The sequence below is a fragment of the bacterium genome (genome assembly GCA_026708015.1).
GTDB lineage: Bacteria > Actinomycetota > Acidimicrobiia > Acidimicrobiales > Bin134 > Poriferisocius.
On record JAPOVT010000037.1, the window covers coordinates 63,483 to 84,464 of the forward strand.

The following is a 20,982-nucleotide window of genomic DNA, read 5'->3' on the forward strand; positions in this document are numbered from 1 at the left end:
ATCAAGCCTCCAGTTCGGATTGCTGTTCGGATTGTGCCGCGGCAACTTTACGGAGGTGACGCACCACATCGGCAAAGTCGGAGTAGCCCCACTGCTCGGTGATCTTTCCGTCGGTGAGGCGCACCATCTCGATCATGCCCCACTGGACGGTCTCACCGGTGGGCTCGATGCCCAGCAGAGGACCGTCGTGAGTGCCTTGAGCCGAGATTTTGAGCACCACTAGATCGCCTTCGGCCACCATCTCGTCGATGTGGTCTTGCCAGTCGGGGAATGCAGTGCGCCAGGTGGTGATCAGGCGGCGCATTCCGTCAGGGCCGGACGGGCCGGTCCCCACGCCGTGGGCGACGAAGCCATCGGCCAGCACCTCATCGAGCAAGTCAATCTTCCCGCCGTTCACGATGTCGCGCACCAAGCGCTCTACGACGGCTTTATTGGCCGCCGGATTATCGGCGGCCCCAACGTGCACAGCTTTCTCGGTGGCTTCGGTCACGACCACCGGGCCACGATGTCTTCCACGGTGACCATCGTGGTGAGAAAGGCCATGGTGTTATGCATCACCGCATCGCCGTAGTCGGCCGGTATACCGGCCACCGCATCGCCGGCCAATACCACCTGATAGCCGTAGTCGACGGCGTTGATCACCATCCCCATCACTCCCACGTTCAGCGAGACTCCCGCGGCCACCACAGTGGTGACCCCCAAATTTCGCAGGGTTTGGTCGAGCGAGGTTCCGATGAACGGGGACATTCCGTGCCAGCGGGCGACCTCGATGTCGGATGGCTGCGGGTTGAACTCCTGGATGACCTCGGCCGACTCCGATCCGATCAGCAGCCCCCCGTTCTGCTCGCTCATCTTGGCCGACGCGGCCAGCATCCGGCAGTTGGTAACGCTTCCTGCCCGGTCGGCCCGGAAGTGGGCTAGACAGTGCACCACCGGCACCCCCGCGGCCCGGGCTCCAGCGCACAACCGGGCCCCGGCGTCAATGGCCCCTCGGTCCAGCATCACATCCCGCAGGCCCCCCATGGAGGCCATGTCACCGATCACCCCCCTCTGGCATTCCATGGTGACCACTGCGGTGTGCGCCGGAGAAAGCAGCTCGTCCAAGTCCACTGGCATCGCATGAGACTAGCCCTATCGGCCGTCTCAACCCCTACAACGCGTGACAGGGCGGAGTGGCAAGTGGGGTTCGATCGATCCTGGCCAGGAATTCGGCGATCTCGTTTCGATCTAGGGCATAGGCCTGATCCCGCTGCCCTCGGGCCACGGCGTAGACCATGCCCACCACCTCGCCGTCCACATTCACCAGCGCGGCACCCGAGTCGCCCGCGGCGAGCAGTGAGCGGACTTCCAACAGGTAGCGGTTCTCCGCTTCTTTCTCGTAGATGTCGACGCCCGAGGCCGGTATGCGGCGAAGAACTCGGTAGGGCTCGAACTCCAAGCCGGTATCGCGATCCACTGTGCCGACATCGCCCTCATCGGCCTGGGCGGCGACGGCCGGGGCCATCGCTACCGGGGAAAGTCCCAAACCCGACACCGAAAGCGCCGCGGCATCCCTTCCCGGGTCGAACCCCACCAAAACGCCTCGTCCCGAACTCCCATCCGGCGCGGTCACCTTGATCTCTTCGACTCCGGCCACCACGTGAGCGCTGGTGAGCACGAGACCGGACTCGACGGCGAAGCCGCTCCCCTCGCTGAATTGGCCACAGGCCACGCCGCTGATGTGAACGGCCGCAGTCCGAATGTCGTCACGCTCGGCCAACACCGGCCGTTGCGGAGAGTCAAGCGCCCAGGTGAGGCTCCAGCCCAACAGCAGTCCCAACGCCGCCAGCCACAGCAACAACCGCCGCCGCTTCTTCAACTGCTCAAACAGCACGCAGATCGTCGAGCGAATAAAACGCCCGCAGTGAGGTCAGGAGCCCGTCGTCGTTGAACACGGCCACATCCACCACATCAAGCTCGTAGTCCACGCCGTCGAAACACACCTGGGCCACCATCGGGGCAGCTGCTTCATTGCCCGCTACCCGCACCGGTCCGGTCAATACCAGGGTCTCGGCCAGCTCATTGCCCTCGTAGAACGCCCGAACGGCGTCGATCCCCTGGTGCACCGGCCCACCCACGGGCACTTGGCACGATCCGTCGGGGGCGTAGAACGACACGATCGCCTCTCTGTCGCCGGCGCTCACCGCGGCAGCGTACTTTTCCATCACGGTGCGCATGTGCTGAGCATCTACCATCGCCACGCCCTTTCAGTTGCGGGGAATCTCACTCCAGGGGGTGTTCTTGTCGACACCGGGCTCCTTGGGCAGGCCGAGCACCCGCTCACCCAGGATGTTGCGCATCACCTCGGACGTTCCGCCTTCAATGGTGTTGGCCCGCGACCGCAGAAAGCCCTTGACCGGAGGGGTAGTCCGAAGGGAATACTCCTGTGATTGATCGGGCCTCGACATCGGATAGCCCTGGGGGAAAAGCATGGCTTCCGACCCCATCACGTCCATCAGGCACTCATAGATTCGCTGGTTCAACTCGGCCGACACCACTTTGCCCACCGACCCCTCGGGGCCGGGGGTTCCCGCTGACGACAGGGTGCGGGCCCGCCAGTTGGTCAGCCGCAAGACTTCGGCCTCGGTCCACAATCGGACTACTCGATCCCGCAGCACCCGGCGGCGGACGCCCTCAGACCCTTCCTGGCCATCGGCCTGGCATTGAAGCTGTTCCCAAGCCGACACCAAGATGCCGATGAGCCCGCTCCCCCGTTCAGGGACGCCTCCGCCGAGCGCCACCCGCTCGTTCATGAGGGTGGTGATGGCCACGTTCCAGCCCTGGCCCCGCTCTCCTAGCCGCATGGAGTCGGGGATACGGACATCATCAAAGAAGACCTCATTGAATTCGGCCTCACCGGTGATCTGGTAGAGGGGGCGAACCTCCACTCCCGGCAGCGTCATGTCGAGCACGAAATAAGTGAGGCCCCGGTGCTTGGGGGCGTGGGGATCGGTGCGAGCCACCAGCATGCCCCAACGGGAACGATGGGCCAGCGAGGTCCACACCTTTTGTCCGTTAACCACCCATTCCTCGCCGTCGAGCTCGGCTCGGGAAGCCAAACCGGCCACATCAGAGCCCGCGCTGGGCTCGCTGAACATCTGGCACCAGATCTCCTCGCCGGTGAACAACGGGCGCAACAGACGGTGGTGCATCTCCTCGGTGCCGTGGGCCAACACGGTGGGAGCGCCCATGCCGATGCCAATGGGATTGACGTTCAGATCGTGCCAATAGTGGCTGCCCTTGCGCAGTTCCTCGTCCACCACGGTTTGGGCCTTGGGCGACAGGCCGAGCCCCCCTTTGCCTTCGGGAAAGTCGACCCGGGACAGGCCTCGGTCGAATTGAGCGCCCCGGAACTCGTACTGCGTGGCCTCTGCGGGATCGACGTCAGCCAGCAGATTCCGCACCTCTTGACGCAGCTGATCCTCAGTTATCTCGGCCATCAAGTGCCCTTTCACGAATACCGATCCCGCAATTGACGGGCGATCACCATCTTCTGAATTTCGCTGGTTCCCTCTCCGATGATCATGAGGGGGGTGTCCCGGAAGTAGCGCTCCACCGGATATTCCTCGGTGTAGCCGTTGCCCCCGTGGATGCGCAGCGAGTCGGAGGCGATCTCGAAGGCGGCCTCAGAGGCGAACAGTTTGGCCATGCCCGCTTCCATGTCGATGCGCTCCCCGGAGTCATAGCGGCGGGCGGCGTCGTAGGTCATCAGCCGGGCGGCGTGGAGCTTGGTGGCCATCTCGGCCAGCTTGAACCCGATGGCCTGGTGGTCGTAGATGGGCCGTCCGAACGTCTCCCGCTCCTGGGCGTACTTCATGGCCGCCTCCAAGGCGGCTTGGGCTACCCCAACCGCCCGGGCGGCGATGTTGATCCGCCCCAGCTCCAGAGCCGAAAGGGCATAGCTCAGCCCGTGGCCCACGCCGTCGGGGCCGCCGAGCACATTGGCGTCGGGAACCCGGAAGTCGGAGTAGGCCATCTCCACGGTCTCCACGCCCTTGTATCCCAGCTTGGGGATGGTGCGCGACACGGTGAGGCCGTCGGTGCCCGGCCCCGGCTCCTTCTCCACGATGAAGCAGGTGATGCGGTCATCGGGGGTTCGGGCCAGCAGCATCACCATCTGGGCCCGCATACCGTTGGTCACCCACATCTTGGTGCCGTTGACAATCCACTCATCGCCATCGGGCACTGCCCGACAGCGGATGTTGCGAGTGTCGCTGCCCGCGTCGGGCTCCGACAGCGAGAAGGCCGAGCGAAACGACCCATCGCACATGCGGGGCAAGAAGCTACCCCTCTGCTCGTCGGTGCCGTAGCGCCCGATCATGGTGGCGGCGATTTTGTGGGTGTTGAGGATGCCGGCCAGCGACATCCATCCCCGAGAGAGCTCCTCGATGATGCGGGCGTAGGTGGTGGCGTCCAGTCCCAACCCGCCGTAGTCCTCAGGGATGGTGGCCCCGAACAGGCCGAACTCGCACATCTGGGTGAACATGTCCTCGGGAAACTCGTCAGCATGCTCCAGGTTGGAGGCGTTGGGGATGACCTCGCGTTCCACCCAGGTCCGGATAGCGCCGACCAGTTCGTCGGCCAACCCGGCGTCGGTTGCCATCAGAGCCTTTCGATCAGGGTCCCGGTACCCAGGCCGCCTCCGCAGCACATGGTGATCAGGCCCCACTGGCCGTTGGTGCGCTCAAGCTCGTGCAGCGCCTTGGTGACCAGGATGCTCCCGGTGCCGCCCAGGGGGTGGCCCAAGGCAATGGCCCCGCCGTTGGGGTTGACCCGCTCCATGTCGGGCTCCAGTTCTGCGGCCCAGCAAAGCACTACCGAAGCGAACGCCTCGTTGATCTCCACCACGTCAATGTCGTCGATGGCCAGCCCGGAGCGCTCCAGTAGCCGGTGAGTGGCCGGTATCGGCCCCTCCAGCATCAGCACCGGATCGCACCCCACCAGGCAGGTCTCGACCACCCGGGCCTTCGGGGTGAGGCCGAGCTGCTCGGCCCGCTCAGCGGTGGTCATCAGCACCGCGCCGGTGCCGTCGGAGATCTGCGATGACGATCCCGCGGTGTGGACTCCGTCGGGCCGGGCCACCGGCTTAAGGGTGGCCAGCCCTTCCAGGGTCGTCTCCCGCATACCCTCGTCGACGCTGATGGTGACCGCCTCGCCGGTCCTCTTGCCGTCATCGTCTAGCACCGGGGCCTCGATGGGCACGATCTGGGTCTCGAACCGGCCCTCGTCCCAGGCCCGGGCGGCCCGCTGCTGGGATGAGAGGCCGAACCGGTCGCAGTCCTCCCGGGTGATGCCCCATTTGTCGGCCATCCGCTCGGCCCCCTCGAACTGGGAGGTGAACTCGTAGTGGTCGAAGTAGTCGCGGGTCACCGGGCGGCCCACTCCTTCGGCCGATGCATTCGAGCCGATGGGCACGATGCTCATGCTCTCCACCCCGCAGGCCAGCACCGCGTCCTCCACACCGGACTTCACCAGGCTGTAGCCCAGATTCACTGCATGCTGCGAGGAGCCGCACTGGGAATCCACCGTGCTGCATGCCGTTTCCTCGGGCAGCCCGGCGGTAAGCCACGCAGTACGGATCACGTTCATGGCCTGGGCCCCGATCTGATCCACGCAGCCGCCTACCACCTGGCCAATGGCGGCGGGGTCGATCCCCGACCGCTCAACCGCGGCCGACTGCACCTGGCTGAGCAGCGAGGTGGGATGAACGGACGACAAACCACCGTTTCGCTTCCCCACCGGGGAGCGAACGGCTTCAACGATCACAACTTCGGTCATGGCCCCACGATAGAGGTTCTATTCCTGTTTCAACCCGTCGAAGCCGGTCCGAGGCCTTCCATTGAATAGTGTGCAACTCCGTGGGTATTCGAGAAGATGTAATCCAAGAGCTGACCGGGCCGGGGGGGTTGTTCGAGCTGACCACCGAGGAGGTGTTGGGGCAGCCAGCGACAGTGTTCGCCACCCGGATGCGCTCGCTGCGAGAGATGGCGGCCAACACCGCCAATTTCGGTGACCGGGATTTCCTGGTGCTGGAAGGCCAGCGGCACACCTTCAATGACTTCATCGCCCAAGTGGCGGCCGCGGCCACCGCGATGCAGCAGCAGGGCATCAGCCGTGGCGATCGGGTGGCCATCTTCGCGGCCAACTGCCCCGAGTGGGTGGTGAGCTTCTTCGCCGCTACCAGTATCGGAGCTATCGTGTCGGCCTACAACGGCTGGTGGACTGCCGACGAGGTGGACTACGCCACTGCGCTCAGCGGGCCCGCTCTGGTGATCGCCGACCGCCCCCGTCTGGAGCGCTCCGGTTCGGGGGGCACTGGCACACCGTGCTTGGTGATTGAGGACGACTGGGCCGACTTTATTGCCGCCGGTGCAGGAACCGGCCTTGACGACATCGATGTCCCACTGGCCGAGGACGACCCCGCGGTGATCTTATTCACCAGCGGCACCACCGGACGCCCCAAAGGGGCGGTGGCCTCACATCGGGGAATGATCGGATTCGTGCAGTCCACCATGATGAACGGCGCGGTGCGGGTGTTCACCGAGATGCGAGCCAACCCTCCTGCTGGAGAGGGTACGGCACCCAGCCCGCCGGCCCAGGCGGTTACCTTGGGCACCTCTCCGCTGTTCCACGTGTCGGGGCTTTATGCCACCACGCTTATCAGCATGGTCACCGGGGGCAAAATCGTGTACCGCCGGGGCCGGTTCGATCCCGAGGCGGTGCTCCAGCTCATCCAAGACGAGGGAGTGACCTCCTTCGCCGCTCTGGGCAGCATCGGATCACGGCTGGCAAACCACCCCCGCTTCTCGGAGTTCGACACCTCTAGCGTGGTCAACGTGGGTTTCGGCGGTGCTCCGGCCAGTCCGGCAGTGCAAGACCTGGTGCGCCAGGCCTTTCCCAACGCCGCGCCCGCGGTTGGCATGGGGTACGGATCGTCGGAGTCGGTGGCGATCATCGCCACTATCAGCGGCGCCGAATATCGGGAGCGTCCCACATCGTGCGGCCGGGTGGCCATCGGGTTCGAAGCCGAGATCCGCGGCCCCGACGGCAAGCCGCTGCCCACGAGGCAAGAGGGCGAGATCTGGTGCCGCAGCGCCTACACCATGCTCGAGTACTGGAACAACCCCGACGCCACTGCCGCCACCATAGGCGAGGGCCGGTGGCTCAACACCGGCGACATCGGACGCTTTGACGAGGACGGCTATCTATACATCAACTCCCGGGCCCGGGACATGATCCTGCGCAACGCCGAGAACATCTACCCCATAGAGATCGAGTACCGCCTCGACGCCCACCCATCGGTATCCGAATCGGCGGTGTTCGGCGTGGACCACCCCGAGATGGGCCAAGAGGTCAAGGCCGTGGTGGTGCTAAACGAAGGTGCGTCAGTTGAGACCAACGAACTGTCTGAGTGGTGCAAAGAGGTGCTGGCCCCCTACAAGGTACCCACCCTCTGGGAGATCCGCCCCACCCCCCTGCCTCGCAATCCTGCTGGCAAAGTGGTCAAGCGCGAGTTGTAATCGCAGGCGGCTCTCCCGCTACCAGATCGGGAATTTCGCCTTATCGGGCAGACCGGAGCGGCCGACGATGGCCTCTCCGGCCTCTTGGCAACGGGCGTAGAAGGTGTCCTCGTCGATGGTGGTCATGCGGCCGGCGTCGACCACCTTTTGGCCATCCACGAACACGGTGTGGACGCCCCGGCCGTCGGCCGACCACACCAGCTGGTTCATCACATTGAGCAAGGGCCGCCATTCAGGGCGGTCGGTGTCATGCAGCACCACATCGGCCAGCTTGCCCGGCTCAAGCGAGCCGATCTGATCTTCCATCAGCATGGTGCGGGCCCCACCCAGGGTGGCCATCTCATAGGCCTTCTCGGCGGGGAACATTTGGGGGTCCATGCGGGCATCCTTGAATAATCCAGCCACCAGGTAGGTGGCCCGCATCAGATCAGAGTAGTTGGAGGCATTGTTGCCGTCGGTGCCCAAACTCACGTTCACCCCGGCGCTGACCATCTCAGGCATCTTGCCGATCTGGGTCACGCCGTAGCTCACCTTCAGCGCGGTGGTGGGACAGTGGACCACTGTCGATCCCGCCCCGGCCAGAAGCTGGATCTCCTGGTCGTCAACATGCACGCAGTGGGTGATAGCGGTGTCGTCGCCCAGCACCCCCAGCTCATGGAGATGTACCATGGGCCGCTGGCCGAACGCCGCTATGAAGGTGTCTGGATCCAACGTAGCCGGAGACATGTGGAAGCTCAGACCCACCTCGAATTCATCGGCCGCGGCCCGAGCAGCCTGCCAGAGGGGGTCGGAACAAGTGGTGTGGCCCACCACCATCGACCATGCCCCCAAGCGTCCGCCAGCCGCGCCCCGAAACCGCTCGACGGTGTCGCGCAGGTTGGCGATGGCCTCGTCGGTGTCTTGGCGGTACACGCTGGGCTCGGGCGGCAGGTCCCACACCCACTTGCCGATGCGGCCCCGGATGCCAGCCTCGTCCAAGCCGTCCATCACCTCGTCGACGAAGCGGATGGTGCCCGCCTCCAAGAAGCAGGTGGTGCCCGACTTGAGCATCTCCACCGCGGCCAACTGCCCCGACAGGCGCTCTTCCTCGGCGGTGTAGACCGAGTAGAGCGGGCACAGCCACTGGAACACGTTCTCTTCGAACGGGGTGTCGTCGGGCACGTAGCCCCTGGTAAGGGGTTCGCCGGTGATGTGGATGTGGGTGTTGACCAATCCCGGGGTGACCACGAACCGATCGCCCCCCACCGTCTCGGCGGCCTGGTAACGGGCCTCGAAGTCGGATGCCTTGCCCACGTCGATGATTTGGTTGCCGCGGATTGCCACCGCGCCGTGCCTGATGATGTCGCGGGTCGGGTTCATGGAGACCACGTACCAGCCCTTGATCAGCGTGTCTATGTGCTCGGTCATGGTGATCCTCCTGGGGATCGGCGGGACTTAGTGGCGGTGTAGGCGTATTGGTGGCCGATGGGTTCGATGAGGCGGAGAGACTCGAAGCCGGCTTCTCGCAACCATTCGGCGACCTGCGCCGCAGTGATGCCGAAGCCGCGGACGGTGCTGGCCATCATGGTCATCCCCATGAGCACGCTGTGGGGGCTCCACTGGGGCTCGGGGGCGACAAAGTAGTCGGCCAATAGCAGTCGTCCCTCGGGGCGCAGAGCTTCCCAGGCTCGGGCGATGAGTCTCTGGGCACCGTCGGGGCCCTCGGTGCGGCAGACATGGCCCAGGACCGCGATGTCGTAGCCCTCGGGCTCGATGTCGATGGCGTGGAAGTCGCCGGGGCGGAACTCGCAGCGGTCGGCCACGCCGTGCTCGGCGGCAGTGCGGCGGGCTACGTCGATCACTCCGTCGAGGTCGTTGATCACCGCGGTAGCCCCTGAGCAGGCCTTGAGTACGGCGATGGCCCACGGGGCGCCGCCAGCCCCTAAATCCAACACCCGGGGTGCGGTCATGGCGCTGTAGCGCACTTGAAGGTTGGCTCGGGTGGCGGCTCGGAGAATGGTGGTAAACGTGCCCTCCACCAGGGGTCGGTAGAAGTCGGCCGGGTCGTTGTCGATTGGATCCGCGGGACGGCCAGCCCGAATGGTCTCAGCGAGGTGGGACCAATTCTCTAGCGGGCCGGGGGCTACCGGCACCAGCGAGGCCATTGATGCGGCTCCGTCGCTTGTGAGATAGCGGGCTGCGGTGTCGTTCAGGCCGTAGCGGCCACCCACTCGCTCCAGCAGCCCGAGCACCGCCAGGGAGTCAAGCAGCGCCTCCAGGTGGGGGGCTGACACTCCCATTTCTTTGGCCAGCTCGGGAGCGGTCACGTCCGGGGGGATGCCGGGGATTGCACCTCGATTGGCCAAGGCATCGAATACCTCCAGCTCAAGGGCAGCCACCAGCACGTAGAACGAACCGAGGCCCCCGATCACGGCCCACACTGGAGCTGATGGCGGGGGTTTGTGGTCGGTCCAAGGGCGGCCTACCCGCTCGGGGACGTGGGATTTCTTCAGTTCGGGATACGGGGATTCAGCCACTCGTTCTCCTGAAATCCATGTCAGGGCTTCAGCAGGATCTTGCCGAAGAAGTCGCTGGCCAGCATTTTGGCCTGGGCGTCGGCGGCGTCGGCCAGGTCGAACACCGAGTCGGCCGCAGCCGCGAAGCCGTCGCCGCAGAACGTGTCCCAAGCCGGGCCGAACTCCTCGGGGCGATAGGGATCGGAGCCCAGGATCTTGATGCCGGAGTGGAATACGTAGCCCAGCGACGGGATGACCGCCTCGTCGCCGGAGGAGTTGCCGCAGTTCACCAGTCGCCCGCCGATGCCCAGCGCGAACAGCGACGGGCCGAACAGCGCAGTACCCACATGGTCGAACACCATGTGGACCCCCGCTCCGTTGGTCAGCTCCCGGGCCCAGGCGGCCACGTCATCGGTTCGATTGTTGAGCACATGGGATGCCCCCAGCTCAAGGGCCCGCTGGCACTTCTCGTCGGTGCCCGCGGTGGCCAGCACGGTGGCCCCGGCGTTCACCGCAAACTGGATGGCGGCCACCGAGACCCCGGAACCGGCGGCGTGGATCATCACCGTCTCGCCCGCGGTGAGCCCGCCTACTTCGAACAGCCCATGGGCGGCGGTGAGATAGCAGGTGGGAAAGGTAGCCGCGGTCTCCAGCGACATGGCGTGGGGTACTGGGTAGACGTGCGAGGCCGGAACCAGGCAGCGCTCGGCATACCCGCCGTCGGCGGTGGCCCCGATGATGCCCAGTTCTCCATACAGATCGCCCCTGCCGCCTAATTTGGAGCGGTCGTCCACCCCGGCCAGCGACGGGTCGAGCACCACTCGGTCGCCCACGGCCAACCCATCGACCTCGGGGCCCACCTCGGATACCACACCAGCCACGTCCATACCGGCGATGTGGGGCAGGGTGAAGCCGGGCATGGTGAACCAGCCATTGCGCTGCACCACATCCAGCCGGTTGAGCGCAGTGGCCACCACGTCCACCACCACGTCTACCGGGCCAGGCTCGGGGTCGGGCACTTCCTCGTAGCGGAGCACCTCGGAGCCGCCGGGCTCGTGATATCGCATCGCCTTCATCGCCGCCCTCCTCCATCTATTTCAGGCCGCGGATGAACGGTCGGGCCAAGGCGGCGGGCGGTCGCACCCGTTTGGCGAAGATAGCCATGGCTCCAAGGGTCACCAGGTAGGGCAGAGCCTGCAATAGCTCGGTGTTCAGCTCATAGCCCAGACCTTGCAGCGACAGCTGGAAGGAGAGAGCCCCGGCGAACAGCACGCAACCGGCCATGGTGCCCCATAGGGTCCAGCCCCCGAAGATCACCGCGGCGATGGCGATGAATCCCTGGCCGCCGATGACCGAGTCGTCGAACGCGGCGATCCGAGCGAACAGGAAATAGGCCCCGCCCAACCCGGACGTGAACCCGGCATAGTAGATGGACTGGCGACGGCGGCGGTTCACATCGATGCCGCTCACGTCAGCCGACTGCGGATTCTCCCCCGCGGCCCGCAACTCCAGCCCCCATCGGGTGCGGTACACCAGCCACCAAGAGAGCGGCACCAACGCATAGAGGAGGTAGAACGGCCACGGCTCCCCGAACAACGCCTTCCCGAGCAGGGGAATGTCCACCAGGATGGGGATCTCCACTGTTGAGGCCCGAAGGGCCTGGGGCTCAATCTCTCGATCCAAGAACCCAACCAAACCGAACACCAAGATGTTGAGGGTGAGGCCCACCACAAACTGGTCGGCGGTAAGCCGATGGCTCATCTCGGCCTGCACGGCAGCGATCAGCAGTCCGCCGATCACACCGAACACCAAGCCCACCACGATCAAATCCGAAATGTGATACCCCAGAATCCCCGCGAAGGCCCCGCTCAGCAGCATTCCCTCCACCGAGATGTTCAAGGTGCCGGATCGCTCGGCCACCCACTCCCCGGTGGCCGCGAAGGCCAGCAGCGCGGCAAACAGCGCGCCGTTGATATAGGTGGACTCGCTGGACAGCACGTCGCCCACCGCGGAGAAGAAGTCGATCAGCACCGCATCACACCCTCTCCGTTGCCGCAGCCCGCGCCCGGCGCCGATCCCGCAGGAAGACCACCGCGGGGGGCACCAGCAGGGCCAGCACCAAGAGCCCCTGCACTACATCGGTGATCCGACTCTGCACCCCGGTGCTGTTCACGAAGCCCGCCCCGTTCCGCAGTCCGGCAAACACAAATGCAGCCACCACCGCGGGCAACGCCCGCTCTCGGGCCAACAGAGCCACCAAGAGGCCGGTCCAACCGATGTTGTCGGAGAAGCCGGGCACCAACCGGTAGTTGCCGAACGAGAATCCTCCGCCGGCGAACATGGCTGCCCCGGCCAAGCCGGCAAAGGCCCCGCCTATCGCCAATGCCGACGCTCCATAGACCGTGGACGACACCCCGGCCCGCTGGGCGGCTCGGGGATTGTGGCCCAGCATCCGCAGCCGAAAACCCCATACGGTGCGGGCCAGCACGTAGGCCACCGCCAAAGCCAGAGCCACCGCCACATAGACGGTGATGGGAAACTCGTTGCCGAATATGTCCGGACGTGGAATCCGGTTGTCCTTGGCCAGCTGCTCGCTCACCAGATTGCGGTTGCCGCGACTGGCCTCATCGGCCAGCAGCAGCCACTGCCACTTCAAGCCGTACCCCACCGCCTGAAGGGCGACAAACACCAACAGCAGGGTGCTCAGAACCTCGGGCACCCCCCGCCAAAACCGCAGCAATCCGGATATGGAGGCCCAAGCTGCCCCGCCCAACGCACCGAACAAGAGCAGCAGCACAACGTTGAGCGGGCCGGGGCCGCCGATGCGGAAGCTGAAATACACCGCTACTGCCGCACCTATCAGCAATTGGCCCTCTTGGCCGATGTTTATCAAGCCGGCTTTAGACGAGATCACTGTGCCCAAGGCCACCAAGAGCAGGGGCGCCGCGATTCCCAGAGTCCCTCCCCACCGGCCGGGGGCCATGATGCTTCCGTCCACCAAGGCCTGTACCACCGGCCACCAGTCGCCTCCGGTGGCCTCCACAATCACGCTGGCCAGGGCTAGGGCCACGGCAACGCTGAGGGCGTAAAGGGCCACCCACTCGGTCAGCCGGGCGCCTCTAGTCATTCGCTGCTTCCGCCCATCAACATTCCAAGGGATTCGAGGTTGGCGTCGGTGTGGGACAGCTCACCCACAATGCGGCCCCGAGACATGACCACGATGCGGTCGGCCAGCTCGAGAATCTCCTCCAACTCGCTGGAGATCAACAGCACGGCCACACCGTCAACCGCTGTCTGGCGCAGTCGATCGGTCATGTACTCAATCGCCCCCACATCCAGTCCTCGAGTGGGCTGTGCCGCCACCAGCACATCAGGCTCGGCAGCCAACTCGCGGGCCAGCACTACCCGCTGTTGGTTTCCTCCCGACAGCGACCACAGCGGAGCGTCGGGTCCGGAACAGCCGATGTCGAATTCCTCGATCATCTGCTGAGCCGTTTCGGTGGATCGAGCCTTGTCCATGACACCATGGCGGGCCACCCGGTGAGGGTCCACGATGAGCAGGTTCTCGGCCACGGTCATGTCCAAGACCACCCCGGAGTCATGGCGGTCTTCGGGGATCACCGCCACTCCGGCTTTGGCCATGGCCCCCGGCGAGCCGGTAGGCACCTCCGCGTTGTTGACCACCACCCGTCCGGCATCCAGCGGGACGAGGCTGGACAGGAGGTCGCCCAAGGTCCGCTGCCCGTTGCCCTCCACGCCGGCCACACCCACGATCTCGCCCGCTCGAAGGTCCAGGCTGATGTCGTCCAGCAGCCGCGCCCCGCCCCGGCCCCGTACGGTGACTCCTTCGATTCGCATCACCGGCTCATCCAAGACTGCCGGGCCGGTGAGTCGGGGGTCTTCAGGGTCGACGGCGGATTTCCCGTCGGCCGCCTCGATTTCAGCAAGGCCGAAGGCGGCTCGCTCTGAACGCAGCGACACCTCCCGTCCCACCATGGCCCGGGCCAAACTGCGGGCATCGGCCTCCTGCGTGGGCCGGTGATCCACCACCCGGCCTTGGCGCATGATGGTGATCTCGTCGGTGGCGTGCAGCACCTCGTCCAGCTTGTGGCTGACCAGCACCACGGCTCGGCCTTCAGCGGCCACCACCTCTCTCAGCGTGCCGAAGAGCTCCTCTGACTCCTCGGGAGTGAGCACCGAGGTGGGCTCGTCGAACACCAGGATGTGGGGGTCGCGGCGCAGGCACTTGATGATCTCCACCCTTTGGCGCAGACCGGTGGTAAGTTCGCCCACTCGGGCGTCGGGATCGATCTCCAGGCCATACTGCTGGCTGATGGCCGCCACCCGGTCGCGCACGCCCGCCGACTTCAGCCGTCCCTCCTCACCCAGGGCGACGTTCTCCCACACCGAGAGCTGGTCGACCAGGCTGAAGTGCTGATGGACCATGGCGATTCCCAGAGCGGCCGCGGCTATAGGGTCGTGAATGGTGCGGGGCAGGCCGTCGATGCGGATCGACCCGGCATCAGGCAGCACGAGGCCGATGAGCACCTTCATCAGCGTGGACTTGCCTGCTCCGTTCTCGCCCAGGATGCCGTGGATGCGGCCCCGGTACAGGGTCAAGTCAACTTGATCGCAGGCGACGATCCCCCCGAAGCGCTTGGTGATGCCGACGAGTTCGACCGCAGGCACCGAGGGGTCAGACCCCCCGGCGCCTGTCAATTCGGTCGTTGCGTCGGTCACCCGCCGCCGTAGGCGGCCCCGGAGATTCCGCCGAGCACGCCGAGCAGCTCGCCATCGGTGGCTACTGCATCGAAGGCATCGGCCAGCAGTGCTTCTCCCTCTGCCGAGGGATCGCACAGCTCGCCGCCATTGAGGCCCGGCGCGGTTGGGAACTGGAAGGTCGAACCCTCGGTCAGCTCGCCATCAATGATCAAAGGCAACACGATCCGGGCATAACGGCCAGCATCGAACACGATCGAGCCTGTCCAGTTGATCCCATCATCGCGAGAGCAGATGTCACCAGGACCGGCCGCGAATACCGCGATGCCCTCGTCGGTGGCCAGCTGGCCGACCGGGTTCAGCGCTCCGCCCAAGTAGGCATAGGCCAATGTGGCGCCTTCGGCGATGGCGTTGGTGAGCGCGGCTGTGGCGTTGGCCGAGTTGTCGAAGTCAAACGGGAACGCGCCGGTAGCCACATACTCCATGGTGAACGACGGGTCCACCGACTGAAGACCGTACACGGTGGCGTTATAGGCCTCCTTCTCGAAGCCCAGGTCGCAGCAGCCCAGGAACACCGCGGTATCCCCGTCGTGATCCTGCAACGCCGCGCCCATGGCCACACCAGCGGTGTAGTGGATAGGAGCGCCCCAGTCGGTGGCCTGAGCCAATCCAGGGGTCTCCGGGTATCCGGCCCCGCAGTTGCAGTACCAGAAGATGTCGGGGTACTGCTCGGTGAGGTCTGCCAGGGGCTCGGCGATCTCACTGGCGCCCACCAAGACTACATCGACGCCTTGGGCAGCCAGATCAGCCATGGCCTGAGCGGCTTCGGCGGCACCGATGTTGTCGCTCACGATGGGCGGGGCGAACCCGTTGGCCGCGGAGAACTCCTCGGCGAAGTCCACCAGCGACTGGTAGTAACCCTGGTCGTCGCGTGGCCCCGCGGCCGCAACCCCGATGGTGAGGGTGCCGTCGCCGTTGGCGTCGAAGGTATCCAGCAGCGCTTGCAGCTCCATGTCAATCGGCGGCTCAGTGGGTGCAGGTTCGGGTTCCGGCTCGTCGTCCATCGGCTCGGGTTCGGGTTCCGGCTCGTCGTCCATCGGCTCGGGTTCGGGCTCCGGCTCGTCGTCCATGGGCTCCTCGTCCATCAGCTCCGGCTCGGGGGCTTCAGTGGGCTCGGGCTCTGGCGCAGGCGCCTCAACCGCAGCGCCGCCGTCGTCATCGTCGTCGTTGCCACAGCCAGCGGCCACCAAGGCCAGCACCGACAGCAGCGCGGCCATCAGTATCAGTTTGCGGGTAAGTCGTCTCGTCATCGTTCCCCTCCTGCGATGTCGGGCCATTCGGCCCAGTTGACGTTCAGCAGCCTACTCGCACCATCTTGTCCTCGTCTTACTGACCTTCGCCCTCCCCGATGGTCGCAGTTGGATCTGTCACCCTGTGCGGTAGGCTGGCCCTAAATCTTCCCTCAGCAAACCGCCTGGACTAGATGAGGAGAACCTCGTGGACCAAACCATTCTCGCCCTGCTGGGGGTAATCATCACCCTGATGCTCTACCTCGACCGAGGCCGACGCGCCGACCTCGCCCTCCACCGAAAAGAAACGCAGAGGGGATTTGCCCAGGTGGCAGAAGCCATACAGAGCGGCGACACCCAACTCCGAGAAGAAATAAAGAACGGCGACACCCAACTCCGAGAAGAAATAAAGAACGGCGACACCCAACTCCGAGAAGAAATAAAGAACGGCGACACCCAACTCCGAGAAGAAATGCACAGGGGATTCGCCCATCTCCATGAGCGAATCGACAAGCTGACCGAGGTCGTTATGGACTTGGTCCGCCGAGTGGGTCGCCTAGAGGGCCGAGCCGACGCCGAAGCAGCATCGGCCCAGCCGTCCCAATAGTCAGGCCCCGTCAGAAACTGCCGTGCCCGCCGGCCAGTGCCGGCGGTAGCGCTGCACCAACCAGCGGTTGAATTGCACGTGGCTTTCCTCCTGCCAGGAGTAGCGGCCCCGCACCGCAAAGCGGGACCGCAGGCCCCGCTGGACCTTGGTGGTGGCGTCTTGGTCTTGGGCCACGAACACCTGCACTCCCTCGTCGCTGGCTTGGAAGAGGTGGTCGAACATTGGGTGCTCCAGCGCGCTGGGATGCAGCAGGTAGCCGATCTCCACATCGATGGTCTCGGCCGATTTGGGTCGCACGATGAAGAAGAATGCTTGGTCGGGGGCGGTGCCGAAGCAGAGGGTGGGCGGGATCAAGGCGAACGTCGACCGCCACCGCTCCTCCTCGGTGAGCTGTGGGAACACCGGCAGCAGGGCCTTGCGGGTGGCGTTGAACCCGCCGTCGATGTGGGTGTAGCCGTTCTCCCGGAAGATCACGTTGGAGTCGTCCGACCAGGGCACTGGGAACCGGGCCATCTCTGAGGGGCAGAAGTCTTGGATCACCTGGTGGAGGCGGTTGGCGTGGTAACCGTCGTTGAAGTTCTCGAACATGACCTTCCAGTTCCAGGGCAGGTCTTCGAGCGTGAAGGTGCCCGGACAAACGCAGTTGTCGAGCTCGTAGTTGGTGAGGTACGGCTCGTACCGCTCCAAGGTGGGAGCCAAGGGTGAAGCGTCGGGATTGAAGTTGACAAATATGAACCCGTGCCACAGTTCAACCGCCAGATTGGGCAGGCCCCAGTCGTCGTTGTCGAAGCCCTCGGTTTGCTCCATGGCCGGGGCACCCATCAGTCGGCCGTCCAGCCGGTAGCTCCAGTGGTGGTACGGACACCGGAAGGAGCGGCTGTTGCCCTCCCCCTCCACCACCTGCATACCGCGGTGGCGGCAGATGGCTGAGAACGCCGCGATGCCACCGTCTCGCTGGCGGGCCACGATCACGGGCTCGGTGCTCACCGTGGCGGTGAACCAGTCGCCCGTTTCGGGAATGCGGCTGGCCACCCCCACGCAGCACCACTCGTGCTCAAACAGCGCCTGACGCTCAAAGGACAGGAACTCCTCTGAGGTGTAGATCTCGGGGGGAAGGGTGACCGCGGTGGCGACATCAGTGATGGAATCGTCGAACGACACCAACAAATCGTTGGTCAACATGGTCATGTGGTCACCCCCTTGTCGCCTCCGCCTCTTGTCGTAGCAGGAATTTGCGGATTTTTCCCACGCTGGTTCGAGGCAGCTCGTCCATCAGCGTAAACGACCGGGGGAGTTTGGCCTTGGCCAGCCGCTCTTGGCACCAAGACGACAGATCTTCATGGGTTGGGGGTGTGGCGTGGTCGGCGGGGACCACAAAGGCCACCGGCACCTCGTCGCGTATCGGGTCGGGCGCGCCCACCACCGCGGCTTCCAATACCGCGGGGTGGCTGGCCAGCACCGACTCCACCTCCACAATGGAGACGTTTTCCCCCGCCACTTTGAGCACATCGGAGTGCCGGCCGTCGAAGTAGTGGCGTCCATCAACTTCGACGCGGGCTCGGTCGCCGGTGCGGAACCAGCCGTCGTTTGTGAACGAGGCCGCGGTGGTTTCTGGATCGTCCAGGTAGCCGGCGAACAGCGTCGAGCCGGGCTGTCCCCCGACCAGTACTTCGCCGTCGCGCACGATCACCTGGCAGCCGGGGGTGACCTCTCCCATGGAGAACGGCACGGGGTTGTCGGCCGGCTCGGTAAGCACGGCGGGGATGGTCTCGGTCATGCCGTAGAGCTGGCGGGGCCGGCATCCGAACCAAGCGGCCAGGGTTTCGTACTGATCGTCGGCAATGTTCTGGGCGTACCAGCAGTGGCGAAGCCCGACACCGTTGACCGGGGTGCCTCGGGCCAGGATCATCCGCATCGGGGCGGCGAATAGGCTGGCGCAGGTGGCGTGATGGCGGGCGGCCTGGGCCAGAAACCCGCTGGCAGTAAAGGAGGGCATCAGCGCCACTGAGGCCCCTGTCCAGATGGCCGAGGCGAAGGAGTAGTACTGGGCATTGGCGTGGAACAGGGGCAGCACCACCAACTGGCGGTCGTCAGGGGCCAGATCGGCCCGCTTGGCCATGACCTGTCCGCAAAAGGCGTAGTTGGCCTGGGTAATCTCCACCCCCTTTGGACGCCCGGTGGTCCCCGAAGTGAACATCACCGCGGCGCGGTCCCGAATATCCACTGCGGGCCAATCCACCCGGGCATTCCCAATCAGCGCATCAAGGCTGGCGCTGGCTTCGTCCAGCTCGGTGATGGCAAAATCGGGACTCACTTCGGCAGCCTGGCGGTAGACATCGGCTCGACTGGTAGCGCAATAGCCGGCCTTGGGCCGAGTGCGCTCGATGTGGTCGGCCAACTCCGGTGCCTTGCCCATGGGATCGGACGGCACGATCCACGCCCCCAGCCGGTTGGCGGCCAGCCACAGGGCCACGAATGCCGGGGTGTTGGTCAGCGCCAGATGTACTGAATCGCCGGGAGCCACCCCCCGCTGGATCAGTCCGGCGGCAACACCAGCGATGGTGGCGTCGAACTGCTCATAGGTCCAGGAAGCTGTGGTCCCGTCGGGCCGCTCGAAAATCAGAAAGGCGGCATCGCCACCACGTTCAACCGCTCGTTCCCAAACGGACGAGAAGGCGACCGGATCAGTCACTGGGAGGTCCGTAGCCTCCGCCGCCGGGAAGGTCGAGGCGCACGACATCATCGGGGTCGAGGGTGATCCGACTCTGGGTGGTAACCGGCTCGCCGTTCACTTGGAACGAACCCGCCTCTCCGGGGCCGCCGCCGAAGATGCCTTTCGGCGGGTCGGACAGGCGGCTGGTCACCGCGTTGAGCAGCCAAGGTTGGGAGGTGTCCACGCTGAACTCGATGGTCTGGCCCTTGCCGCCGGGCTGGGCCCCCGGCCCCTCAGAGCCGGGGCGCAGTGATTTGCGAGAAAAGCGCACCGGTGCAGAGGCCTCCACCACCTCGATGGGCACCGCGCTCACCCCCGTGGGATAGGAGCAGGCGTCCAAGCCCGGCTTGGACGCCCGGGCTCCCACCCCTCCGGCGTAGGTGAACATGGCGGTGATGAACGGGGTGCCGTCGTCGTGGTTGCCGCTCACCTGCATGGTCCAGACCGCGCCCGCCCCCTCGGCCATGGACTCATCCGGCTTGACCTGGGCCAGGGCCTTGAGCAGGGCGTTGGGCAAGAACATCCCAACCACGTGGCGGGCGGTGCCCGGCTGGGGCAGGACCGCGTTCACGATTGACCCCTCGGGGGCGGTCATCTTGATCGGGGCCAGGCTGCCATGGTTGTTGGGAATCTCCGGGTTCAGCACCGAGCGCACCGTGAACGTTGTGTAAGCGTGGGTGTAGTTGCGGACCACGTTGATGCCCCACGGGCTGGCCTCCGACGTGCCGCCGTAGTCCACCATGATCTCCCCGACATCGGGGTCCACCCGCAACGAACACACAATGTCGATGCGGCTGCCGTCGGCCAGATCCAGTACCGCGTCGGCCTGGTACTCACCGGCGGGCAACTCGGCGATACTAGCCCGGGTGGCTGCCTCGGATCGGTCGATGATCTCATCGGCCAACTCCTCGATGTCGTCGAGGTCGTAGGCGTTGCATAGGGAGGCCAGCCGCTGGGCGCCCACCTCCCCCGATGCCATCTGGGCGTGCAGGTCGCCAGCCATGTGGTCGGGTTGGCGGACGTTGGACAAGATGAACTTCCACACGTCCTCGTTGCGCTCGCCGCGCTTCATGAGCTTGCAGATGGGGATCCACAGTCCCTCTTCAAAGCAGTCCCGGGCCCCCGCGCCGATGCCGTAGCCGCCCACGTCGGTGTGGTGAATGGTGGAACCGAAGTAGGCGATGGGCACAGGGGCGCCCCCGGCGGCCGGAGCACGCCACACCGGAACCAGCACGGTCACGTCCAACAGCTGGCCCGCAGTGAGATAGGGGTCGTTGGTAACCAGCACGTCGCCGGGCTCGAGGGCCTCAGGGGGGAACTCATCGAGCATGTTGGCCGCGCCAATGGCCAGGGAGTTGATGTGACCGGGGGTGCCGGTCACCGCCTGGGCCACCATGCGCCCCCGCTTGTCGAACACTGCGTTGGCCAGATCGCCGGCCTCGCGCACGATGGGGCTGAATGCGGCCCGCTGGAGCGCCCGGGCCTGCTCGTTCACCACCGAGATGAGCGACTGCCACAGGATTTCAAGTTGAATAGGATCGTAAGCGGAGGCTTTCTTTGGGCTTGTTGTGGTCTTATTCATAGAGCTGCTCTGGTTTCT

At 65.3% G+C, this 20,982-nt stretch carries 19 protein-coding genes; 2 read left to right on the forward strand and 17 right to left on the reverse strand.

The features are described 5' to 3' along the window. Position 1 precedes the first annotated feature (1 nt). Genes OXG30_08395 through OXG30_08425 form a run of 7 tightly spaced genes read right to left on the reverse strand, consistent with a single transcriptional unit; the run spans position 2 to position 5,817 of the window. Complete coding sequence (locus tag OXG30_08395; protein ID MCY4134917.1) at positions 2-496, reverse strand: ester cyclase; 495 nt, start codon at positions 494-496, stop codon at positions 2-4. Next, positions 487-1,116 (reverse strand): cysteine hydrolase, encoded by a 630-nt coding sequence (locus OXG30_08400; protein ID MCY4134918.1) that lies wholly within the window; start codon positions 1,114-1,116, stop codon positions 487-489. Before OXG30_08400 ends, OXG30_08395 begins: the two co-directional genes overlap by 10 nt. Positions 1,117-1,150: 34 nt before the next feature. Next, positions 1,151-1,873: a trypsin-like peptidase domain-containing protein gene (locus tag OXG30_08405; GenBank protein MCY4134919.1), complete on the reverse strand. Its 723-nt coding sequence runs from the start codon at positions 1,871-1,873 to the stop codon at positions 1,151-1,153. Next, on the reverse strand, positions 1,863-2,234 hold the full coding sequence (locus OXG30_08410; protein MCY4134920.1) for a nuclear transport factor 2 family protein: 372 nt from the start codon (positions 2,232-2,234) through the stop codon (positions 1,863-1,865). Before OXG30_08410 ends, OXG30_08405 begins: the two co-directional genes overlap by 11 nt. Before the next feature lie 12 nt (positions 2,235-2,246). Next, positions 2,247-3,479 (reverse strand): acyl-CoA dehydrogenase family protein, encoded by a 1,233-nt coding sequence (locus OXG30_08415; protein ID MCY4134921.1) that lies wholly within the window; start codon positions 3,477-3,479, stop codon positions 2,247-2,249. Between the two features lie 11 nt (positions 3,480-3,490). Continuing rightward, positions 3,491-4,642 (reverse strand): acyl-CoA dehydrogenase family protein, encoded by a 1,152-nt coding sequence (locus OXG30_08420; protein ID MCY4134922.1) that lies wholly within the window; start codon positions 4,640-4,642, stop codon positions 3,491-3,493. Next, positions 4,642-5,817, reverse strand: coding sequence for a steroid 3-ketoacyl-CoA thiolase (locus OXG30_08425; GenBank protein ID MCY4134923.1), 1,176 nt, complete (start codon positions 5,815-5,817; stop codon positions 4,642-4,644). Before OXG30_08425 ends, OXG30_08420 begins: the two co-directional genes overlap by 1 nt. A gap of 80 nt (positions 5,818-5,897) precedes the next feature. On the opposite strand from OXG30_08425, the gene OXG30_08430 reads away from it, so the two are divergent. Further along, entirely contained in the window at positions 5,898-7,559 is a 1,662-nt protein-coding gene (locus tag OXG30_08430; GenBank protein ID MCY4134924.1) for a class I adenylate-forming enzyme family protein, read from the forward strand. Positions 7,560-7,577: 18 nt separating this feature from the next. Here the strand turns inward: OXG30_08430 and OXG30_08435 are convergent, their stop codons facing one another. Genes OXG30_08435 through OXG30_08465 form a run of 7 tightly spaced genes read right to left on the reverse strand, consistent with a single transcriptional unit; the run spans position 7,578 to position 16,083 of the window. Continuing rightward, complete coding sequence (locus OXG30_08435; protein MCY4134925.1) at positions 7,578-8,966, reverse strand: amidohydrolase family protein; 1,389 nt, start codon at positions 8,964-8,966, stop codon at positions 7,578-7,580. Then, the gene (locus tag OXG30_08440; GenBank protein MCY4134926.1) at positions 8,963-10,075 is read right to left on the reverse strand and encodes a class I SAM-dependent methyltransferase; all 1,113 of its coding nucleotides are present in this window, start codon (positions 10,073-10,075) and stop codon (positions 8,963-8,965) included. Before OXG30_08440 ends, OXG30_08435 begins: the two co-directional genes overlap by 4 nt. Before the next feature lie 20 nt (positions 10,076-10,095). Then, positions 10,096-11,130 carry a zinc-binding dehydrogenase gene (locus OXG30_08445; protein ID MCY4134927.1) on the reverse strand — a complete coding sequence of 345 codons (1,035 nt, stop codon included), beginning with the start codon at positions 11,128-11,130 and terminating at the stop codon, positions 10,096-10,098. Positions 11,131-11,146: 16 nt separating this feature from the next. Beyond that, a complete protein-coding gene (locus tag OXG30_08450; protein MCY4134928.1) occupies positions 11,147-12,085 on the reverse strand; it encodes an ABC transporter permease in 939 nt (312 codons plus the stop codon). 4 nt (positions 12,086-12,089) lie between these two features. Then, complete coding sequence (locus tag OXG30_08455) at positions 12,090-13,181, reverse strand: ABC transporter permease (GenBank protein ID MCY4134929.1); 1,092 nt, start codon at positions 13,179-13,181, stop codon at positions 12,090-12,092. After that, the gene (locus OXG30_08460; GenBank protein ID MCY4134930.1) at positions 13,178-14,794 is read right to left on the reverse strand and encodes an ABC transporter ATP-binding protein; all 1,617 of its coding nucleotides are present in this window, start codon (positions 14,792-14,794) and stop codon (positions 13,178-13,180) included. The genes OXG30_08455 and OXG30_08460 overlap by 4 nt, the downstream gene beginning before the upstream one ends. Then, positions 14,791-16,083, reverse strand: a complete 1,293-nt coding sequence (locus OXG30_08465; protein MCY4134931.1) for a hypothetical protein — start codon at positions 16,081-16,083, stop codon at positions 14,791-14,793. The genes OXG30_08460 and OXG30_08465 overlap by 4 nt, the downstream gene beginning before the upstream one ends. 187 nt (positions 16,084-16,270) lie before the next feature. Here OXG30_08465 and OXG30_08470 point away from each other — a divergent pair, with 187 nt between their 5' ends. Continuing rightward, positions 16,271-16,669 carry a hypothetical protein gene (locus tag OXG30_08470; GenBank protein ID MCY4134932.1) on the forward strand — a complete coding sequence of 133 codons (399 nt, stop codon included), beginning with the start codon at positions 16,271-16,273 and terminating at the stop codon, positions 16,667-16,669. Here the strand turns inward: OXG30_08470 and OXG30_08475 are convergent, their stop codons facing one another. Genes OXG30_08475 through OXG30_08485 form a run of 3 tightly spaced genes read right to left on the reverse strand, consistent with a single transcriptional unit; the run spans position 16,670 to position 20,964 of the window. Next, positions 16,670-17,857, reverse strand: coding sequence for an aromatic ring-hydroxylating dioxygenase subunit alpha (locus OXG30_08475; GenBank protein MCY4134933.1), 1,188 nt, complete (start codon positions 17,855-17,857; stop codon positions 16,670-16,672). A 4-nt stretch (positions 17,858-17,861) separates the two neighbouring features. After that, positions 17,862-19,361, reverse strand: coding sequence for an AMP-binding protein (locus OXG30_08480; GenBank protein ID MCY4134934.1), 1,500 nt, complete (start codon positions 19,359-19,361; stop codon positions 17,862-17,864). Beyond that, positions 19,354-20,964 carry a hydantoinase B/oxoprolinase family protein gene (locus OXG30_08485; protein MCY4134935.1) on the reverse strand — a complete coding sequence of 537 codons (1,611 nt, stop codon included), beginning with the start codon at positions 20,962-20,964 and terminating at the stop codon, positions 19,354-19,356. The genes OXG30_08480 and OXG30_08485 overlap by 8 nt, the downstream gene beginning before the upstream one ends. Between the last annotated feature and the right edge of the window lie 18 nt (positions 20,965-20,982).